General features: G+C 69.4%; 17 protein-coding genes. All 17 read right to left on the bottom strand.

The window, feature by feature from the left end; all coding sequences use genetic code 11:
- Positions 1-31 precede the first annotated feature (31 nt).
- Complete coding sequence (locus E5S69_RS22620) at positions 32-1,771, bottom strand: thiamine pyrophosphate-binding protein (RefSeq protein ID WP_171516840.1); 1,740 nt, start codon at positions 1,769-1,771, stop codon at positions 32-34.
- 59 nt (positions 1,772-1,830) lie between these two features.
- Positions 1,831-3,090, bottom strand: a complete 1,260-nt coding sequence (locus E5S69_RS22625; protein ID WP_171516841.1) for an MFS transporter — start codon at positions 3,088-3,090, stop codon at positions 1,831-1,833.
- Positions 3,091-3,245: 155 nt separating this feature from the next.
- Complete coding sequence (locus tag E5S69_RS22630; protein ID WP_171516842.1) at positions 3,246-4,070, bottom strand: LytR/AlgR family response regulator transcription factor; 825 nt, start codon at positions 4,068-4,070, stop codon at positions 3,246-3,248.
- Positions 4,071-4,171: 101 nt separating this feature from the next.
- Positions 4,172-5,347, bottom strand: a complete 1,176-nt coding sequence (locus tag E5S69_RS22635; protein ID WP_171516843.1) for a sensor histidine kinase — start codon at positions 5,345-5,347, stop codon at positions 4,172-4,174.
- Between the two features lie 59 nt (positions 5,348-5,406).
- The gene (locus tag E5S69_RS22640; RefSeq protein WP_171516844.1) at positions 5,407-5,814 is read right to left on the bottom strand and encodes a terminase; all 408 of its coding nucleotides are present in this window, start codon (positions 5,812-5,814) and stop codon (positions 5,407-5,409) included.
- Between the two features lie 243 nt (positions 5,815-6,057).
- On the bottom strand, positions 6,058-7,002 hold the full coding sequence (locus E5S69_RS22645) for a CysB family HTH-type transcriptional regulator (protein ID WP_171516845.1): 945 nt from the start codon (positions 7,000-7,002) through the stop codon (positions 6,058-6,060).
- Positions 6,999-8,111, bottom strand: a complete 1,113-nt coding sequence (locus tag E5S69_RS22650; protein ID WP_171516846.1) for a sulfate/molybdate ABC transporter ATP-binding protein — start codon at positions 8,109-8,111, stop codon at positions 6,999-7,001. The genes E5S69_RS22645 and E5S69_RS22650 overlap by 4 nt, the downstream gene beginning before the upstream one ends.
- Positions 8,108-9,049 carry a sulfate ABC transporter permease subunit CysW gene (gene cysW / locus E5S69_RS22655; protein ID WP_171516847.1) on the bottom strand — a complete coding sequence of 314 codons (942 nt, stop codon included), beginning with the start codon at positions 9,047-9,049 and terminating at the stop codon, positions 8,108-8,110. The genes E5S69_RS22650 and cysW overlap by 4 nt, the downstream gene beginning before the upstream one ends.
- A gap of 1 nt (position 9,050) precedes the next feature.
- On the bottom strand, positions 9,051-10,013 hold the full coding sequence (gene cysT, locus E5S69_RS22660) for a sulfate ABC transporter permease subunit CysT (protein ID WP_171516848.1): 963 nt from the start codon (positions 10,011-10,013) through the stop codon (positions 9,051-9,053).
- Between the two features lie 151 nt (positions 10,014-10,164).
- A complete protein-coding gene (locus tag E5S69_RS22665) occupies positions 10,165-10,836 on the bottom strand; it encodes an RBBP9/YdeN family alpha/beta hydrolase (RefSeq protein ID WP_171516849.1) in 672 nt (223 codons plus the stop codon).
- Positions 10,833-11,693: an EAL domain-containing protein gene (locus tag E5S69_RS22670; protein ID WP_171516850.1), complete on the bottom strand. Its 861-nt coding sequence runs from the start codon at positions 11,691-11,693 to the stop codon at positions 10,833-10,835. Before E5S69_RS22670 ends, E5S69_RS22665 begins: the two co-directional genes overlap by 4 nt.
- A gap of 184 nt (positions 11,694-11,877) precedes the next feature.
- Complete coding sequence (locus E5S69_RS22675; RefSeq protein ID WP_171516851.1) at positions 11,878-12,798, bottom strand: ATP-binding cassette domain-containing protein; 921 nt, start codon at positions 12,796-12,798, stop codon at positions 11,878-11,880.
- 35 nt (positions 12,799-12,833) lie between these two features.
- The gene (gene ssuC / locus E5S69_RS22680; RefSeq protein ID WP_171516852.1) at positions 12,834-13,637 is read right to left on the bottom strand and encodes an aliphatic sulfonate ABC transporter permease SsuC; all 804 of its coding nucleotides are present in this window, start codon (positions 13,635-13,637) and stop codon (positions 12,834-12,836) included.
- An 11-nt stretch (positions 13,638-13,648) separates the two neighbouring features.
- Positions 13,649-14,821: an FMNH2-dependent alkanesulfonate monooxygenase gene (gene ssuD, locus E5S69_RS22685; RefSeq protein WP_171516853.1), complete on the bottom strand. Its 1,173-nt coding sequence runs from the start codon at positions 14,819-14,821 to the stop codon at positions 13,649-13,651.
- Between the two features lie 27 nt (positions 14,822-14,848).
- Positions 14,849-15,877, bottom strand: a complete 1,029-nt coding sequence (locus tag E5S69_RS22690; RefSeq protein WP_171516854.1) for a sulfonate ABC transporter substrate-binding protein — start codon at positions 15,875-15,877, stop codon at positions 14,849-14,851.
- 158 nt (positions 15,878-16,035) lie between these two features.
- Positions 16,036-16,659, bottom strand: coding sequence for an NADPH-dependent FMN reductase (gene ssuE / locus E5S69_RS22695; RefSeq protein ID WP_171516855.1), 624 nt, complete (start codon positions 16,657-16,659; stop codon positions 16,036-16,038).
- Between the two features lie 73 nt (positions 16,660-16,732).
- Entirely contained in the window at positions 16,733-17,737 is a 1,005-nt protein-coding gene (locus tag E5S69_RS22700) for a sulfate ABC transporter substrate-binding protein (RefSeq protein WP_171516856.1), read from the bottom strand.
- Between the last annotated feature and the right edge of the window lie 83 nt (positions 17,738-17,820).

Raw genomic sequence — 17,820 nt, forward strand, 5'->3', positions numbered from 1 at the left:
CCTGGTAAAGAATGCGGTCGGCGGTTTGATCTCACGGCTTCTGGCTGGACAGCGCCTGCGCCCGGATCGCGCTCAGCGTGGTGCGTGGCGTGATCACGTCGGGGTCCACCTGGATCTCGATCAGCGTCGACACCGGCGCGGCCAGCGCTTCGCGCAGTGCCGGCGCAAAGCCCTCGGTCGTGGTCACGGTAGCGCCGCGTGCACCATAGGCGCGCGCCAGCGCGGCAAAGTCAGGGTTGTGCAGCTCGGTGCCGGACACATGCGTCGGGTATTCGCGTTCCTGGTGCATGCGGATGGTGCCGTACATGCCGTTATTGACGACGATGAAAATCACCGGCGCCTGGTATTGCATCGATGTAGCAAGTTCCTGGCCATTCATCAGGAAACAGCCGTCGCCCGCCAGCGCCACCACGGTCCGCTGCGGGAAAGCGATCTTCGCCCCCACTGCCGCGGGCACGCCGTAGCCCATTGCGCCGCTGGTCGGCGCGAGCTGGCCACGCCCGCCGCCGGTGAACGGGCGATAGTGGAAATAGCGGTGCAGCCAGCCGGCATAGTTCCCCGCGCCGTTGGTCACGACCGCGTCGGCCGGCAGCATCTGGTCCAGCGTGCGGATGACTTCGGCCATGTCGACGCCATGCCCCGTGAACGGCGGCGGCTGCAGGTAGCGCTCGTAGTCGGCGTGCGCGGCTTCGGTCCAGGCTTGCCAGCGTGGCGCGGCCGGCGGCTGCAGCACGGCCAGCCGCGCGGCGATGGCCGGCATCGAGGCCTGGATCATCAGGTCGGCCTGGTACACGCTGCCCAGCTCTTCCGCGCCGGCGTGCACATGGACCAGCGTCTGCGCGGGCCGCGGCGCCGCGATCAGCGCATAGCCGCCGGTGGTCATCTCGCCCAGCCGCGGGCCGATCGCGAGCACCAGGTCAGCGTTGCGGATGCGTTCGGCCAGCGCGGGGTTGATGCCGATGCCGACATCGCCGGCGTAGTTGGGGTGGCGGTTGTCGAACAGGTCCTGGCCGCGGAAGGCACAGCCCACCGGCAGCGCGAAGCGCTCGGCAAAGGCCTGCAGGTCGGCGCAGGCCCGCGGCGTCCAGCCGCTGCCACCGGCCAGCACGAAGGGGCGCTCGGCGGCGTTCAGCATGTCGGCCAGCCGCGCCAGTTCACCCTCGCCGGGCCACGCCATGACGCGCTGGTAGGCCTGCAACTGCGGCACCGCGGCGCTTTGCGCGAGCATGTCTTCGGGCAGCGCCAGCACCACCGGGCCGGGACGGCCCGCGGTGGCGGTCTGGTAGGCGCGCGCGATGTATTCGGGGATGCGCTCGACCCGGTCGATCTGCGCCACCCACTTGGCCATCTGGCCGAACATGCGGCGGTAGTCGATTTCCTGGAAGGCCTCGCGGTCCATGAAATCGGTGCCGACCTGGCCGATGAACAGGATCATCGGGGTCGAGTCCTGGAACGCCGTATGCACGCCGATGCTGGCATTGGTGGCGCCCGGCCCGCGTGTGCAGAAGGCCAGACCGGGGCGGCCGGTCAGCTTGCCGTAGGCTTCCGCCATCACGGCGGCGCCGCCCTCCTGGCGGCAGACGATGAAGCGCAGCTGGTCGCGCCGGCGGTGGAAGCCGTCAAGCACCGCCAGGTAGCTTTCGCCCGGCACGCCGAAGGCCAGCTCGGCCCCGTGCGCCAGCAGCGCGTCGACCAGGATATGCCCGCCCGGCAGCGGCGTGCCGCGATCGGTATCTTCAGGCTGGGTGGCGTTGGCCGGCGTCGTTGGCATGGAAACGTTCCTCAGGCAATCGGATTGGGATAGCGGTTGGCTGGGACTGGCTGGCCGCGCTAGGCGGCCCCCGCCCGGGCGGCGGCGTGGCTGCGCGAGCGGTTGCCATTGCCCACGGTCACCGCGGTGAAGATCGACAGCAGCTGGAAGCCGCCGATCATGAAGAAGACCCAGGCCGGCAGGCTGGCGTCCATCAGCGCGCCAAAGAACAGCGGGCCGCAGGCCAGGCCGATATCCAGCCCCGAATAGACCACGCCATAGACACGACCGGTGGCGCCGGCGGGGGCGGCCGCACGCACCAGCAGGTCGCGCGAGGGTCCGGCGGTGCCGGCGCCAAAGCCGATCACGCCCATCAGCACCGGCACCAGCAGCGCCGGCACCAGGTTCAGCCCGACCAGCACCGCCATCAGCCCCGACACGGTGAAGCTCACCGCGATCAGCCGGTCATGGTTGCTGGTGCGGCTGGCGGCAAAGCCGCCGACGATCATGCCGCCGGCGCTGCACAGCATGTAAACGGTGTACGACGCGGTGGCCAGCGTGAACGGCATGCCGTACAGGTAGGTCAACGCGGTCGGGGCAAAGCTCTGGATGCCGGCGGCGGAAAACGTGGTCAGCAGGAAAAAGCCCCAGCACACCCACACCTGCGGCAGGCGCAGGAAACCCAGCACGCTGGCGCCCGCCGCGGCCTTGGCCGTGGGCCGGCCCACCGCGCCCTGCACTTCGCGCGGGTCCAGCACATGGCGCAGCACAGCCAGCACGGCCAGCACGATGAAGGCCACCGCCGACGCCGACGCCAGCGCCACGCGCCAGCTGGCCAGGTTGGCGATCGCGACCAGGAACAGCGGCGCCGCCGCCCAGCCCAGGTTGCCGGAAATGCCGTGCACCGAGAACGCGTGGCCCAGCCGCGGCTGCGACACATGCTTGTTCAGCAGCGTGAAGTCGGCCGGATGGAATACGCCGTTGCCCAGCCCCGCCACCGCGGCACCGAACAGCAGCCCGGCATAGCCGCCGCTGGCAGACAGCAGCAAGGCCGCGGCGCCCAGGCAGGCCAGCCCGCCGAACAGCACCGGCCGCGCGCCGAAGCGGTCGACCACAAAGCCGGACGCTGTCTGCACCACCGCCGAGACCGCGAAGAACACCGTCATCAGCAGGCCCAGCTCGGCGTAGCTCAGCCCGAACTCGGCCTTGATCCACGGGAACAGCGGCGCGAGCAACAGGTGATAGAAATGCGAGACCCCGTGCGCCAGCCCCACCAGCCCGATCACCTGGGCGTCGTGGCGAAGGGAGTTGCGCGTGGGTTCGAGGGCGGCGGTGGACATGGCGCTGGCGGTCAGAGGGACGATGCGGTGGGCTGGGCGGCAGGCAAAAAAAATACGGGCCGAAGCCCGCATCATAGAGGAAAACCCCTGCCCGCTGCCGCCAGGTGGCGGTCACGCCGCCCCAGTCCTGTCCCGTCCCTGGCCCGTCGACGCGCTCACATCTGCTTGAACAGGTGCGCGTACTGGCGCGCCACCGGCAGCAATTCCGGGCGGTCGCGCAGCCGCAGCGACAGCCGGCCCAGCGACTGGTTGACCGCGCTGGCCACGCAGGCGATGTTGACCACGGTGCCGCGATGCACCTGCCAGAAGCGCTCCGGATCCAGCTGCTGCGTCAGCTCGCGCAGGCTGGTGCGGATCAGCGCTTCGCCAGCGCCCGAGACCACGTTGACGTATTTGTCGGTGGCCTCCAGGTAGATCACTTCATCGACGGGAATGATGCGCACCTCCTGCCCCACCAGCGCCTTGATAAAGCGCAGGTACTGGCGTTGCGGCGCGCCGACGGCGCCCGGGGTAGCATGCTCCAGGGATTCCAGCCGTGCCAGCAACTGGCCAAGCCGGTCGGTCTCGGCCGTTGCGGCGTCATCGTCGCCGTCGTCCGCTTCAGCGGGACCGGACAGCCGCGCCTTAAGGCGCTGGACAGTCGCCTCCAGTCGTTCGCGCTGCACCGGCTTGAGCACGTAGTCCACCGCGGCGCGCTCGAAGGCCTCCAGCGCAAACTGGTCGTAGGCGGTGACGAAGACCACCAGCGGCGGCACGTCGAATTCGATCAGTTCGCGCGCCACGTCCATGCCGCTCATCCCCGGCATGCGGATATCCAGGAAGGCCACGCGCGGCTGGTGCTCGCGCGCGGCCGCCAGCGCGGCCACGCCATCGTGGACCACTGACACCACCCGGGCTTCCGGCCACAAGGACGTCAGTTCGGATTCCAGCACGCGGGCAAGCAGCACTTCGTCGTCGGCAATCAACAGGGTCGGGGTCATGGGGGCGTGGGGGGCGGTCGCGGGGGTAGTAGGCGGCACCCATACAGGCCGTGCCGCCGGTGGTGCTTGTTCTTGTCAGACGCACTGGCAGGCCGGTGGGTTCAGAGCCGTGGCATGGCGGCGGCGGATACCGGCATGCCCTCGGGCACGGCCGTGACGGTCTGGGTCACGGCGGGCGCCTCGGCCGGGCGCTCCAGCGGCAGCGTCAGCCGCACCACCACGCCGCGCGGCGTGTTCTCTTCCATCTGCATGGTCGCCGCCGCGCCGAAGATGCGCGCCAGCCGCTCGCGCACATGGGTGATGCCCAGCCCGGAGCCCTTGCCCGAGGCATGGCCGAAACCCACGCCGGTATCGGCGATCACCACCTGCACCGCCTTGTCGCTGGCGGCGCGCGCCGACAGCCGGATATGGCCGCCGATCATGCAGGGCTCGATGCCGTGCGTGACCGCGTTTTCCACCAGCGGCTGGATCAGCATGGGCGGAATCTCCACCTTGGCCAGTTCGCGCGGCAGGTCGATCTCGTACGAAAGCCGTTGGCCGAAGCGCATGGCCTGGATCTCGAGGTAGCTGCGCAGCAGCTCGAACTCTTGCCGCAGCGTGCATTGCTCGGCGCGGGTATGCGCCAGCGACATGCGCAGGAAGCCGATCAGCCGCTGCAGCAACTGCCGCGCCGCGGGCGGATCGGTGGCGATCAGCCCATCGAGGTTGGCCAGCGAGTTGAACAGGAAATGCGGCTCGATCTGCGCCTGCAGCGCCATCAGTTGCGCGCGCACCAGCTGCTTCTCGGCTTCCTCGCGCTGCAGCGCGTCAAGCGCGGCTTGGCGCTCCAGCGAAGCCAGCTTCTCGCGCGACCAGTAGAAATAGATCATCGAAGCGGCCGCCAGCATGCCAACCACCAGGCACATGCGCAGCATGCCGCCGGCCTCGTCCGCCGATTTGGGCGGCAGGTCAAGCACCACGCGGGTGGCCCAGCTGCCGAACACCACGCCGGCCGGCACGGCCGCGGCGGCGAGCAGCAGGAAGGGCCAGCGGCGCGGCCGGTCGTTCCACCAGATCACCACGCGCGGGATGTCGATCAACACCCAGATCGACAGCCCGATCAGCTGGCTGTAGACGAAGTTGTGCCAGAGCGAGCCGCCAGTCTGGAAGCCGTAGTTCAGGCTGATGGCAATCACCGAGTTCATGCACAGCACGAACAGCAGGTCGCGCCCGAGGATATTGAACCGGGACGGGATGGCGGTGCAGGCTTGGGAGAAGCAGCGGTCCATGGCGTTCATGTTAGCGCGGCTTTCGCCGCGCGCAATACAGCAGGTGACGGGACGGCGACATGGGGGCGTCAGCCATCCTGGCCGCTCGCATCGCCGGGGCGCGCCGGCGCAGGCACCGGCGCCGGGCTGCGGCCGGCCAGCGCGCGCCACCATTGCCCGGACAGCACATAGCGGGGAAAGGTGATCCACTGCTCGGCCAGGATGCGTCCTGCGATGTCAGCAGGCCCGGCAAACGGTTCCGGCGCATGGGTTTCAAGCCGATGGCCGCGGCCCTGAAGCGCCATCGACATGCCCATGCACACCAGCCCCAGCGCGATCGCCGGCAAGTTCAGGCGCAGCAGGCCATAGAGGCCCAGCACGGTGCCGGCCATGAACATCGGCACGGCCACGATATGCAGCAGCAGGTTGCGGGGATGCTGGTGGTTGCGGGCATAGCCGCGCCACTGCCAGCGCAGCAGCGGTTCGTCGTCGCGCATGATCGTCTCTCTCCCTTGTCCGGTCGTTGCAGGCCGGCGGCCGTGCGCAAGCTTTGTTGCGCTGCGGTACACGTGGCGACCCTGGCCGGAATGCCAGGCGGGCACGTGCAGGGAATGTACCGCGCGGAGCAGGCTGGCGAAAGCCTCTTGCGACGAACGGCGGGCACGGGGTGCGAACGGCACCGTGCGGGTGCCGACGGCGTGGCTGCCGGCGGCGCAGGTGCTGTCGCCGCCGCGTGCGGGTCAGGCGGCCAGGACCTGGCGATCGTGCTCGGACAGCGCGCTGCTCACGGTATCGCGCGACAGGTGTGGCGCGAACATGTTGATGAAGGCGTGCGCATAGCCGCGCAGGTAGGCGCCGCGGCGCACCGCCACGCTGGTGGTGTTGGGCGCGAACAGGTGGTCGGCCGAGATCCGCACCAGGCCGGAGTCCTTGCGTTCGTCGTAGGCCATCGAGGCGATGATGCCAACGCCCAGGTCCAGTTCGGCATAGGTCTTGATCACGTCCGCGTCCAGCGCCGTCAGCACGATCTCTGGCTGCAGCCCGGCCTCGGCAAAGGCGCTGTCGATCTTGCGGCGGCCGGTGAAACCGGCGTCGTAGGTTATCAGCTGGAAGCCCGCCACGTCTTCGAGCGTCGGCTCGGGCAGGCGCGTGAGCGGATGATCCGGCGACACCACCAGCACGTGCTGCCAGCTGTAGGCCTCGAACGAGGTCAGTCCGGCCTCCGTCGCCAGCGCCTCGGTGGCGATGCCGATATCGGCCTGCCCGGTCAGCAGCAGCTCGACGATATGCGTGGGCGACGCTTCCTGCAGGGCCAGCGTCACGTGCGGATATTCGCGGCGAAAGGCCTGCACCACGCGCGGCAAGGCATAGCGCGCCTGCGTGTGCGTGGTGGCAACGGTGAGCCGTCCGGTGTGGCGGCCGGCGTATTCGTCGCCGGCCTGACGCAGGTTCTCGGCTTCCAGCAGCAGGCGCTCGACGATGCGCACGATCTCGCGGCCGGGCTCGGTCAGCCCGGTCAGGCGCTTGCCGTAGCGCTCGAAGATCTCCACGCCCAGTTCTTCCTCCAGCTCGCGGATCTGGCGCGACACGCCGGGCTGCGAGGTATAGAGCGCGTTGGCGACCTCGGTCAGGTTGAACTGGCGGCGCACCGCCTCGCGGATCGATCGGAGTTGCTGGAAGTTCATCGCGCGGCCTCTTGTTTATGGGTCAGCGTGGTGCCGTTGGCCTGCGTAAAGACGCGCAGCTGCCGTGGGCGCACGGCGAGCAGTTCGCCCTCCCTGAAGCCCGCGTGGCGGAAGCGCTCGAGCGGCAGCGCCACTTCGATCACGTCCTGGTTGTCTTCCCGCTCGAGTTCGAGCTGGGCCACCGGGCCCAGCGTCAGCGCGCGGCGCAGCGTCACGGCAATGCCGTCGGCGCCGGGCGCGTACCGCTCCAGGTCCAGGTCGTGCGGGCGGACATAGGCCACCGCATCGCCCGCGGTTTCATGCCCGCCGCCGACCACCGGCAGCACCGCTTCGCCGGTATGCAGCAGGCCACCGCTCTCCCCCACTTCCAGCCGGCCATGGAACAGGTTGACGTTGCCGAGGAAGCCAAACACGAACGGCGTGGCCGGATGGTTGTAGACCGCCTCGGGCGAGCCGTGCTGCTCGACGCGGCCACGGTGCATCAGCACCACCTGGTCTGCCACTTCCAGCGCTTCTTCCTGGTCATGCGTGACGAACACACTGGTCACATGCAGTTCATCGTGCAGCCGGCGCAGCCAGCGGCGCAGCTCCTTGCGCACCTTGGCGTCGAGCGCGCCGAAGGGTTCGTCGAGCAGCAGCACGCGCGGCTCCACCGCCAGCGCGCGGGCCAGCGCAATGCGCTGGCGCTGGCCGCCGGACAGCTGCGACGGGTAGCGGTCGGCCAGCCAGTCGAGCTGCACCAGCTCGAGCAGTGCATGCACCTTCTCGCGGATCTGCGCTTCGCCCGGGCGTTCGGCGCGCGGCTTCACGCGCAGGCCGAAGGCCACGTTCTCGAACACGCTCATGTGCTTGAACAGCGCATAGTGCTGGAACACGAAGCCCACCTGGCGCTGGCGCACATGCTGGTCCGAGGCATCGCGCCCGGCCAGCACGATCTGGCCCGCGTCGGCCCGCTCCAGGCCGGCGATGATGCGCAGCAGCGTGGTCTTGCCGCAGCCGGACGGCCCCAGCAGCGCGGTCAGCTCGCCTTCGTCGAAATCGAGCGAGACATTGTCCAGCGCGACGAAATCGCCAAAGCGCTTCTCTACATTCTTGACCTGGATGCTCATGATGCTTGTCCTTGCACTGAAGCCGGCAGGCTTGACAGCGGCCGCTCCGGCGCGGCCGCTTCGGTTTCCTTGCGGGCGCGGAATTCCACCAGCGTCTTGATGCCCAGCGTGACCAGGGCCAGCAGCGTGAGCACCGACGCCACCGCGAAGGCCGCCGCGAAGTTGTACTCGTTGTAAAGGATCTCCACGTGCAGCGGCATGGTGTTGGTCAGCCCGCGGATATGGCCCGATACCACCGACACCGCGCCAAACTCGCCCATCGCCCGCGCGTTGCACAGGATCACGCCGTACAGCAGGCCCCAGCGAATATTGGGTAGCGTGATATGGCGGAAGGTCTGCCAGCCCGACGCCCCCAGCACGATCGCCGCCTCTTCCTCTTCGCTGCCCTGCGCCTGCATCAGCGGGATCAGCTCACGCGCCACGAAGGGAAAGGTCACGAAGATGGTGGCCAGCACGAGGCCCGGCACCGCGAACAGGATCTTGATGTCATGCGCTTCCAGCCACGGACCCAGCCAGCCCTGCGCGCCGAACAGCAGCACATAGACCAGCCCCGAAATCACCGGCGACACCGAGAACGGCAGGTCGATCAGCGTGATCAGCAGGTTCTTGCCGCGGAAATCGAACTTGGCGATGGCCCACGCCGCCGCCACGCCGAACACCACGTTCAGCGGCACCGCGATCGCGGCCACCGTCAGCGTAAGCTGGATCGCGGCCAGCGCGTCGGGCTCGACCAGCGCTTCCCAGTAGGTCTGCACGCCCTTGCGCAAGGCTTCATAGAACACCGACGCCAGCGGCACGAACAGGGACAGCGTGAGGAACAGCACCGCCACCGCGATCAGCGTATAGCGCACCCATGGCGCCTCGCCGGTGGCGTCGAAGCGGTGATGGGCCCTGGCGCTGCCGTGCCCGCCGAGGCGTCCCGCGATGGCGCCGGCCATCTCAGAACTCCTTGCCCGTCGCGGGCGCTTGCGGGGCCAGCGCGGCACGCGCACCGGACTGGTGGCGGCGCGTCCAGGCCTGCAGCAGGTTGATCAACAACAGCAGCCCGAACGAGATCCCCAGCATCACCACCGCCACCGCGGTGGCGCCGGCATAGTCGTATTGCTCCAGCTTGGAATAGATCATCAGCGGCGCGATTTCCGACACCATCGGCATATTGCCGGAGATGAACACCACCGAGCCGTACTCGCCGGTGGCGCGCGCGAAGCTCAGCGCGAAACCCGTCAGCAACGCCGGCAGGATCGCCGGCAGGATCACGCGGCGGAAGGTTTGCAGCCGGTTGGCGCCGAGGCTGGCGGCCGCTTCTTCCAGTTCCTGCTCGACGTCTTCCAGCACCGGCTGCACGGTGCGCACCACGAACGGCAGGCCGATAAACGTCAGCGCCACCACCACACCCAGCGGCGTGAACGCGACCTTGATGCCAAGCGGCTCCAGATAGCGGCCGATCCAGCCGTTGGCGGCGAACAGCGCGGTCAGCGCGATGCCCGCCACCGCGGTCGGCAGCGCGAACGGCAGGTCGACCAGCGCGTCGATCAGGCGCTTGCCGACAAAGCGGTAGCGCACCAGCACCCACGCAACGATCAGCCCGAACACCGTATTGACGACGGCCGCGATCAGCGACGCGCCGAAGCTCAGTTGCAGCGATGCCACCACGCGCGGCGCCGTGATCGAGGTCCAGAACGCGTCCCACGTCATCGTGAACGTCTTCAGGAACGTGGCCGACAGCGGCACCAGCACGATCAGCGTCAGGTAGAACAGCGTGAACCCGAGCGACAGCCCGAAGCCCGGCAGCACGGTAAAGCGCTGCCTGGACCGGTTGCGCGGCGCGCGCGCGGCGCCAGAATCGGGGGCGCCAGGCGCGGCTGGCGGCGGCGTGTCCGCCAGGGAGATGGAGGGAGGCATGTCGTCTCGTCTGTGGGCGCGCGTCGCAGGCCGGAGGCTGCTGGGATACGCCGTTTTATGACGCCGGCGCATATGGCGCCGGCCTACGAGACAGATTCTGCAGATTCGCCTTTATAAAAAGAACGAATCTTTCTGAATTTTCTTAGACGATTTAGATATAAGGGACGGCCGACGCGACTTCGACCTCGGCTTCCCAAGGGGTGTTCACGCCACTTGTGGCACCAGCGTCGGCCGCCTCGCCGATCCGTTGCACCAGCGTATCGAGCAGCGCGAGGCCTTCCGGCCACTCGCCCAGCCCCGAATCGGCATTGATGTGGCCAAGGTAGCCCACGTCGACCAGTTCGCTGCCCCACAGCGTGCCCCAGGAGAAAGCGGTGCGCTGCGGCATCCAGGGATCGTTGCGGCTGGCCGCGAGCAGGGTCGGGAACGGCAGCCGGTAGGTGGGCAGCAATGCCGCCACACCAAACTTGTCCGGATCGGCGGGTGCGACCAGCAACGCACCGGCAATGCCCACCGGGTCCAGCGCCGCCTGGCGCAGCGTGGCCAGGCAGCCGAAGCTGTGCGCCACCAGCACGGCGCCGCGCGCCGCCACGCGCCGGGCCCGCATCACGCCTTCCGAGACGCGCTCGGCCCACAGCGGCAGGCTCGGCCGCGACCAGTCATGCTGCTCAACCCGCTGCCAGTCCGGGAACTGCTGTTCCCAGCGGCTCTGCCAGTGCCCGGGGCCACTGCCGTGCAATCCGGGTACCGTCAGCACCTGGAGGTGGCGCGGAATTTCCGGCCGCGCGGCGCGGCCCGGTGCGGTCCTGTCCGATTGCGTCATACCGGCTCCTCGCTCAGTGCGCGTGGGGTCGCAGCGCGCGGATGCTCCACCGCGCGCAGCCCGGCCGCGCTTACCAGCCCGCCGGCAAAGGCGCCCTGCCCCAGGCCGATGCCGGCGGCCTGCAGGCGCTCGATGCTCTCGGCGTCTTGCAGGCGTCGCCCGATCAGCGTGACGCCGGCGCTGGCCGCGCTGGCGCGCAGGCCGGACAGCTGGCGGTCGGTCCAGGTGCGGCGCATGTCCAGCTTGAGCCAGTCTGGCAGCGCATGCGCCATCAGCGCACCCGCTTCCGCCGGATCCGAGGCCTGCAGGCTCACCGCAAAGCCATTGCGGCGGTAGTTGCCGACCACATGCAGCAGCAGCCCCAGATCATCGTTGGCGCTGGCCGGCACCTGGATCACGAAGCGTTCCAGCGGCAACCCCAGCGACTGCAGCGCGCGCCGGAAGGCCGCGCCGTGATCGTCGGCCACCGCGGCCAGCAGGCGGTTGTGCACGTTCAGCACCAGCTTGTGCGCGCCGTCCGCCGCAAAATAGTTGATGGCATGCAGCAGGCGCGACAACCGGTCCAGCGACACCAGCGTGTGATCGTCCGCCGCCATCGCGAACAGCTTCCATGCCGCCAGCCCGACGCCGTCCTCCGCGTAGGTATGGATCGCGCCTTCATGCGCCACCACCTGCCGGTCCGCCAGCGTGAGCAGCGGCTCGAACGCGCTGGTAAGCGAGCAGTTGAAGAACTGCCCCTGCACCTGCCCGCGCGCATCGCGCCACAGTTGCCGGTCCGCCAGCGGCTGGCGCGGCAGCGATTCGAGATAGCGTTGGAGCGCGGATGCTGCGCCCGTGGGTTCATGCGCGCCTGGCATGGCAATCCTTGGGTTGACCGGCCGCTCGGGCGGACGGTCTGATGGGGTGACGGGCAAGCCCGATAACAGCGGCCGCCTGCCTGCTCATGATAGGAGGCGGGCGGGCGCCGGCGTATGAAGATTAAGGACTGACGATATGCGCCGTGTCAGCGATATCGCGCATGCGGGGTCCGCAGGCAACGGCTCAGGCGGCCCAACTCACATTCAGCGGCGCGGGTGCTGCGGCCGCCGCCTGGGTTCCGGCCGGGCCGGCCGACGGCGAGGGCCGCATCACCCGCTGCAGCACCGCGGCTTCCAGTTGCGCAAAGCCCGCCGCGCCACGTTCACGCGGACGCGCCAGCGCCACGCGCGTATCCATGGCGATGCGGCCGTCCTCGATCAGCACGATGCGGTCGGCCAGCGCCACCGCTTCGGACACATCGTGCGTGACCAGCAACGCCGTGAAGCCCAGACGGCGCCACAGCGACTCGATCAGCGCCTGCATTTCGATCCGCGTCAGCGCATCCAGCGCGCCCAGCGGCTCGTCGAGCAGCAACAGCTGCGGCTGATGCACCAGCGCGCGTGCCAGCGCCACGCGCTGGCGCTGGCCGCCGGACAGCCGCGCCGGCCACGCCTGCGCACGATCGGCCAGGCCGACCTGCGCCAGCACCCTGGCGGCTTCGGCGCGCCGTGCGCGCGGCAAGCCCAGCGCCACGTTGTCCAGCACGCGCTTCCACGGCAGCAGCCGCGCGTCCTGGAACATCACGCGCACGTCGGCCGGCCGCGCGCGGCCCGTGGCGGCGGCCTCGCCATCGATGGTGATGCTGCCGCCATCGGCCGCTTCCAGCCCGGCCACCAGCCGCAGCAGCGTGCTCTTGCCGCAGCCGCTGCGCCCGACGATGGCCAGGAATTCGCCCGGCGCGGCGTCCAGCGCCACGTCATGCAGGACCGCGCGGCCGTCGTAGCGCTTGACCACCTGGCGCACGCGCAGCGCCACGCCGCCCGCCGCCTTGCCAGGCACCTCGGACGCCACGGTCGCCGCGGTCGTCTGCGTTGCTGCCTCGCGCCGCGCCAGGCCCGCTTCCAACTCGGCCAGAGCCGCCTGTTCCACCGGATACATCTGCATCTCGTTCTCCTTGCCTTGATTGGGTGCCGCGCCGTTCAGGCCACCGCGTAGCCCGGGTGCCAGCGCAGCCAGTAGCGCTCCAGCCCGCGCGACAGCCAGTCGGCCAGCTTGCCCAGCAGCGCATAGAGCAGGATGCCGACCAGCACCACGTCGGTTTGCAGGAACTCGCGCGCATTCATCGTCATGTAGCCGATGCCCGATTGCGCCGAGATGGTTTCCGCCACGATCAGCACCACCCACATCAGCCCCAGCGCAAAGCGCACGCCCACCAGGATGCCCGGCAGCGCGCCCGGCAGGATGACCTCGCGATACAGCTGCCAGCCGGACAAGCCGTAGCTGCGCGCCATCTCCACCAGCCCCGCATCGACCGAGCGGATGCCGTGGTAGGTGTTCAGGTAGACCGGGAAAAACACGCCCAGCGAGACCAGGAACAGCTTGGCGCTCTCGTCGATGCCGAACCACAGGATGACCAGCGGGATCAGCGCCAGCGCCGGGATGTTGCGCACCATCTGCAGCGTGCTGTCGAGCAGCGTGGCGGCGCTGCGAAAGGTGCCGGTCAGCAGCCCCAGCAGCAGGCCCAGCCCGCCGCCGATGGCAAAGCCCAGCAGCGCGCGCCAGGTGCTGACGCCGACGTGCCGCCACAGCTCGCCCGAGCGCGCCAGTTCCCACGCGGCCTGCACCACGGCCAGCGGGGCCGGCAGCACGCGGCTGGACAGCCAGCCGTACTGCGAGGCCAGTTGCCAGGCGACCAGCAGCAGCGCCGGCACGATCCACGGCGCGATCGCGCGCCACAGTGCCTTCGGCGCCAGCCGCAGCGACGGTAACAGCGGAGCAGTCATGGTTGGCCCCCTCAGCTTTGCGCGGCGCGCGGCACGATGCCGGTCGCCATGACTTCACCAAACGGGCCCGACAGCACCTTGCCCGGCACGGTGTCCAGCTTCGCCTGCACCGCGCGCGGCAGCAGCGGGAACACCAGCTCGGCAAAACGGTAGGCTTCTTCCAGGTGCGGATAGCCGGACAGCACGAAGGTGTCGATGCCCAGCCCGGCGTATTCGCGCAGGCGCTCGGCCACGGTATGCGGGTCGCCCACCAGCGCGGTGCCGGCGCCGCCGCGCACCAGGCCGACGCCGGCCCACAGGTTGGGGCTGATCTCCAGCGCCGCGCGCGTGCGGCGCGTGCCGCCCGCATGCAGCGCGGCCATGCGGCGCTGGCCTTCGGAATCCATGTTGGCGAACACCGCCTGCGCGCGCGCCACGGTGTCGTCGTCGAGCCGGCTGATCAGGTCTTCGGCCGCGGCCCATGCGGCGGCATCGGTCTCGCGCACGATCACATGCAGCCGGATGCCGAACTTCACCGTGCGGCCGTGGCGCGCGGCGTGGCGGCGCACGTCGTCCAGCTTTTGGGCCACGGCCGCCGGCGGCTCGCCCCAGGTCAGGTAGGTATCGACCTGCTCGCCGGCCAGCGCGTGCGCCGGCGCCGACGAGCCGCCGAAGTACACCGGCGGGTGCGGCCGCTGCAGCGGCGGGTAGAGCACGGTGGCGCCCTTCACGCCCAGGTGCTTGCCTTCATAGTCGACCTTGCCGCCGTCATGGCTGGCGGCCAGCACCTGGCGCCAGATGCGCAGGAATTCCGCCGAAGCCTCGTAACGCGCGGCGTGGTCGAGGAACAGGCCGTCGCCTTCCAGTTCGGCGCGATCGCCGCCGGTGACGAGATTGATCAGCAAGCGGCCATTGGCGATGCGGTCGAAGGTCGCCGCCATGCGCGCAGCCAGCGTCGGCGCCATCAGGCCCGGGCGTATTGCAACCAGGAATTTCAGCCGCTGCGTGACCGCGGCCAGCGCCGATGCCACCACCCACGAGTCTTCGCACGAGCGTCCCGTCGGGATCAGCACGCCTTCATAGCCAAGCGTGTCGGCGGCCACGGCAACCTGTTTCAAATAGTCGAAGCTGACCACGCGCGCGCCTTCCGAGGTGCCGAGGTAGCGGCTGTCGCCGTGGGTGGGGATGAACCAGAAAACTTGCATGTCATGCTCCTTATGTGCCTGCCAGCGCTAGCGCTTCGCCTGCCGCGGCGATTCGTCCCAGCGTGCCTCGGCGACCTTGACCGGCTTGGGGATCAGCCTGAGCGAGTGAAACGTGTCTGCAATGCGTTGCTGTTGTGCCAGCACCGCGCCACTGGCGGGGCGTGCGCCATAGGAGAAGCGCGAGACCGCAAGTGCAAGCACATCGGCCGGCAGCCCGGTTTCGCCAGCCAGCACCGTAGTGGCCTCCTTCGGGTTCTGTTGCGCCCAGGTGCCCAGCGTGGCCAGTTCATCCAGGATCAGGCTGACGATCTCCGGCCTGGCCTGCGCATAGGGGCGCGAGGCCAGGTAGAACTGGTGGTTGCTGACCACGTTGCTGCCATCCGCGCCGCGGCCATCGGCCAGCACGCGCGCCCCGAGCTGTTTCTCGGCGGCGGCCAGGAACGGGTCCCAGATCACCCACGCATCCACCGCGCCGCGCTCGAAGGCGGCGCGCGCGTCCGCCGGCGGCAGGTAGACCGGCTGGATCGCGTTGTAGGGGATGCCGGCCTGCTCCAGCTGGCGCACCAGCAGGTAATGCACGTTGGAGCCCTTGTTCAGCGCCACGCGCTTGCCGCGCAGGTCGGCAACCGAGCGCAGCGCCGAACCCCTGGGCACGACGATGGCCTCGGCCGCCGGTGCCGGGGGTTCGTTGCCGACATAGACCAGTTGCGCGCCGGCGGCCTGGGCAAAGATCGGCGGCGCCTCGCCGACGGTGCCAAAGTCGATGGCGCCGACATTGAGCCCCTCGAGCAATTGCGGTCCCGCCGGGAACTCGGTCCACCGGACACTGATGCCTTGCGGCGCCAGGCGCTTCTCCAGCGTGCCGCGTGCCTTCAGCAGCGTCAGCGTGCCGTATTTCTGGTAGCCGATGCGCAGCACCTTGGGATCGATGTGGTTCGACTGCGCTTCGGCGCGGCCCGGCAGCAGCCCGTAGGCCAGGCCAGCGGCAAGCACCAGCGCGGCGCTGATCAGGCGGCGGCGCAGGATGGCCTGCCGCGGCGGATTGATCCTGGTCATGCGATGTCCTCCATGGCCCGTGGCAACGCCCGGCGGGCCAGATTGATGTTCAAGGGGGTTATGGCGGCAAGCGCCCCTGCCGACCCCGAATGACGGGTGGCATGGCATTGCTGCGGTGGCGCCGGGCCGGCCGGCGCCGCGACAGGCAATCCCTCAGTTCAGGCGGAACATCGCTCGGCCACCGCGATCGCGGCGGCGCGGCGGACATAGGCGCCGGGCACCACGTCGAGCGGCACCTCGATGCGGGCATGCGCCAGGGCATCGCGCACACGCAGCACGCCTTCGTCCAGCCGCGCTGCCAGCGCGGCGTCGAAGCGCGTTTGGCGCGCGCCGGCGGCATCGGCCGGTTCGATCTGCTGGTCGACGGCGAAGATGCCAGGCAGGATCTGGCGCGAACCGAGCGCGGCCAGCACCGGCCGCAGCGCATAGTCGATCGCCAGCGCATGCGCCAGGCTGCCGCCGGTGGCGATCGGCAGCACGATCTTGTCGCGCAGCCCGGTTTGCGGCAGCAGGTCCAGGAAGACCTTGAGCAGGCCGCTGTAGGCCGCCTTGTAGACCGGCGTGGCCAATACCACCACCTGAGCCTCGGACACGGCCCGCGTGGCGGCGCCGATGGCGGGGTCGTCCGCGCGGGCGGCGAGCAGCGGGCCGGCGGGAAGTTCGCGCAGCTCGAGATGGCGGGTGCGTTCGCCGGCAGTCTCGAGCGCCGCGCGCAGGTGCGCCAGCACAAGGCCGGAGCGGGACTGGGCCGACGGGCTGCCGGAGAGCGTCAGGATGGACATCGGGCTTCCTTGTTCTGTTGGACCGGTCGGCGCGCGGCCGCCCCACGCGACCCGTTGCGACGGTCGCGGGGTTTTACTTCTGGCCGGGCTGGTAGATCTGGTCGAACGAGCCGCCATCGGCGAAGTGGGTCTTCTGCGCCTTCTGCCAGCCGCCGAACACCTCGTCGATGGTGAACAGCTTCACCTTGGGGAAGCTGGCAGCGTACTTGGCCGCCACCTTCTGCGAGATCGGGCGGTAGTAGTTCTTCGCCGCGATCTCCTGGCCTTCATCGGTGTACAGGAACTGCAGGTAGGCCTCGGCCGCCTTGCGCGTGCCCTTCTTGTCGACCACCTTGTCGACCACGGCCACCGGCGGCTCCGCCAGGATCGACACCGACGGCACGACGATATCGAACTTGTCCGGGCCCAGCTCCTTGATCGCCAGGATGGCTTCGTTCTCCCACGCGATCAGCACATCGCCCAGGCCGCGCTCGACAAAGGTGGTGGTGGCACCGCGCGCGCCGGAGTCCAGCACCGGCACATGCTTGAGCAGCTCGCCGACGAACGCGCGCGCCTTGCCGTCGTTGCCGCCCGGCTGCCGCAACGCATAGCCCCACGCTGCCAGGTAGTTCCAGCGCGCGCCGCCCGAGGTCTTGGGATTGGGCGTGATGACCTGCACGCCGGGCTTGACCAGGTCACCCCAGTCCTTGATGCCCTTGGGGTTGCCCTTGCGCACCAGGAACACGATGGTCGAGGTGTAGGGCGAGGCGTTGTGCGGCAGGCGCTTCTGCCAGTCCGGCCGGATCAGGCCTTTCTCGGCGATGGCATCGATGTCGTAGCCCAGCGCCAGCGTGACCACGTCGGCGTCGAGGCCGTCGATCACCGAGCGTGCCTGCTTGCCCGAGCCGCCATGCGACTGGCGCACGCTCACGGCGTCGCCACCCTGGGCCTTCCAGGCCTTGGCAAAGGCGGCGTTGACATCGACATACAGCTCGCGCGTGGGGTCGTAGGATACGTTCAGCAGGTTGGCAGCGCTCGCGGTCTGCGCCGCGCTCAGTGCTGCCAGGACAGCCAGGCCGATGGCCAGTTTGCGGATCATCTGGTATTGCTCCCGTCAGTGTCGTGAATGGCGTCATGCGCCTGTTTGCGTGACCCGCCGTGGCGGGCGGGCTGGTGTAGGAG

Source organism: Cupriavidus necator, from assembly GCF_013141915.1.
Taxonomy (GTDB): domain Bacteria; phylum Pseudomonadota; class Gammaproteobacteria; order Burkholderiales; family Burkholderiaceae; genus Cupriavidus; species Cupriavidus necator_B.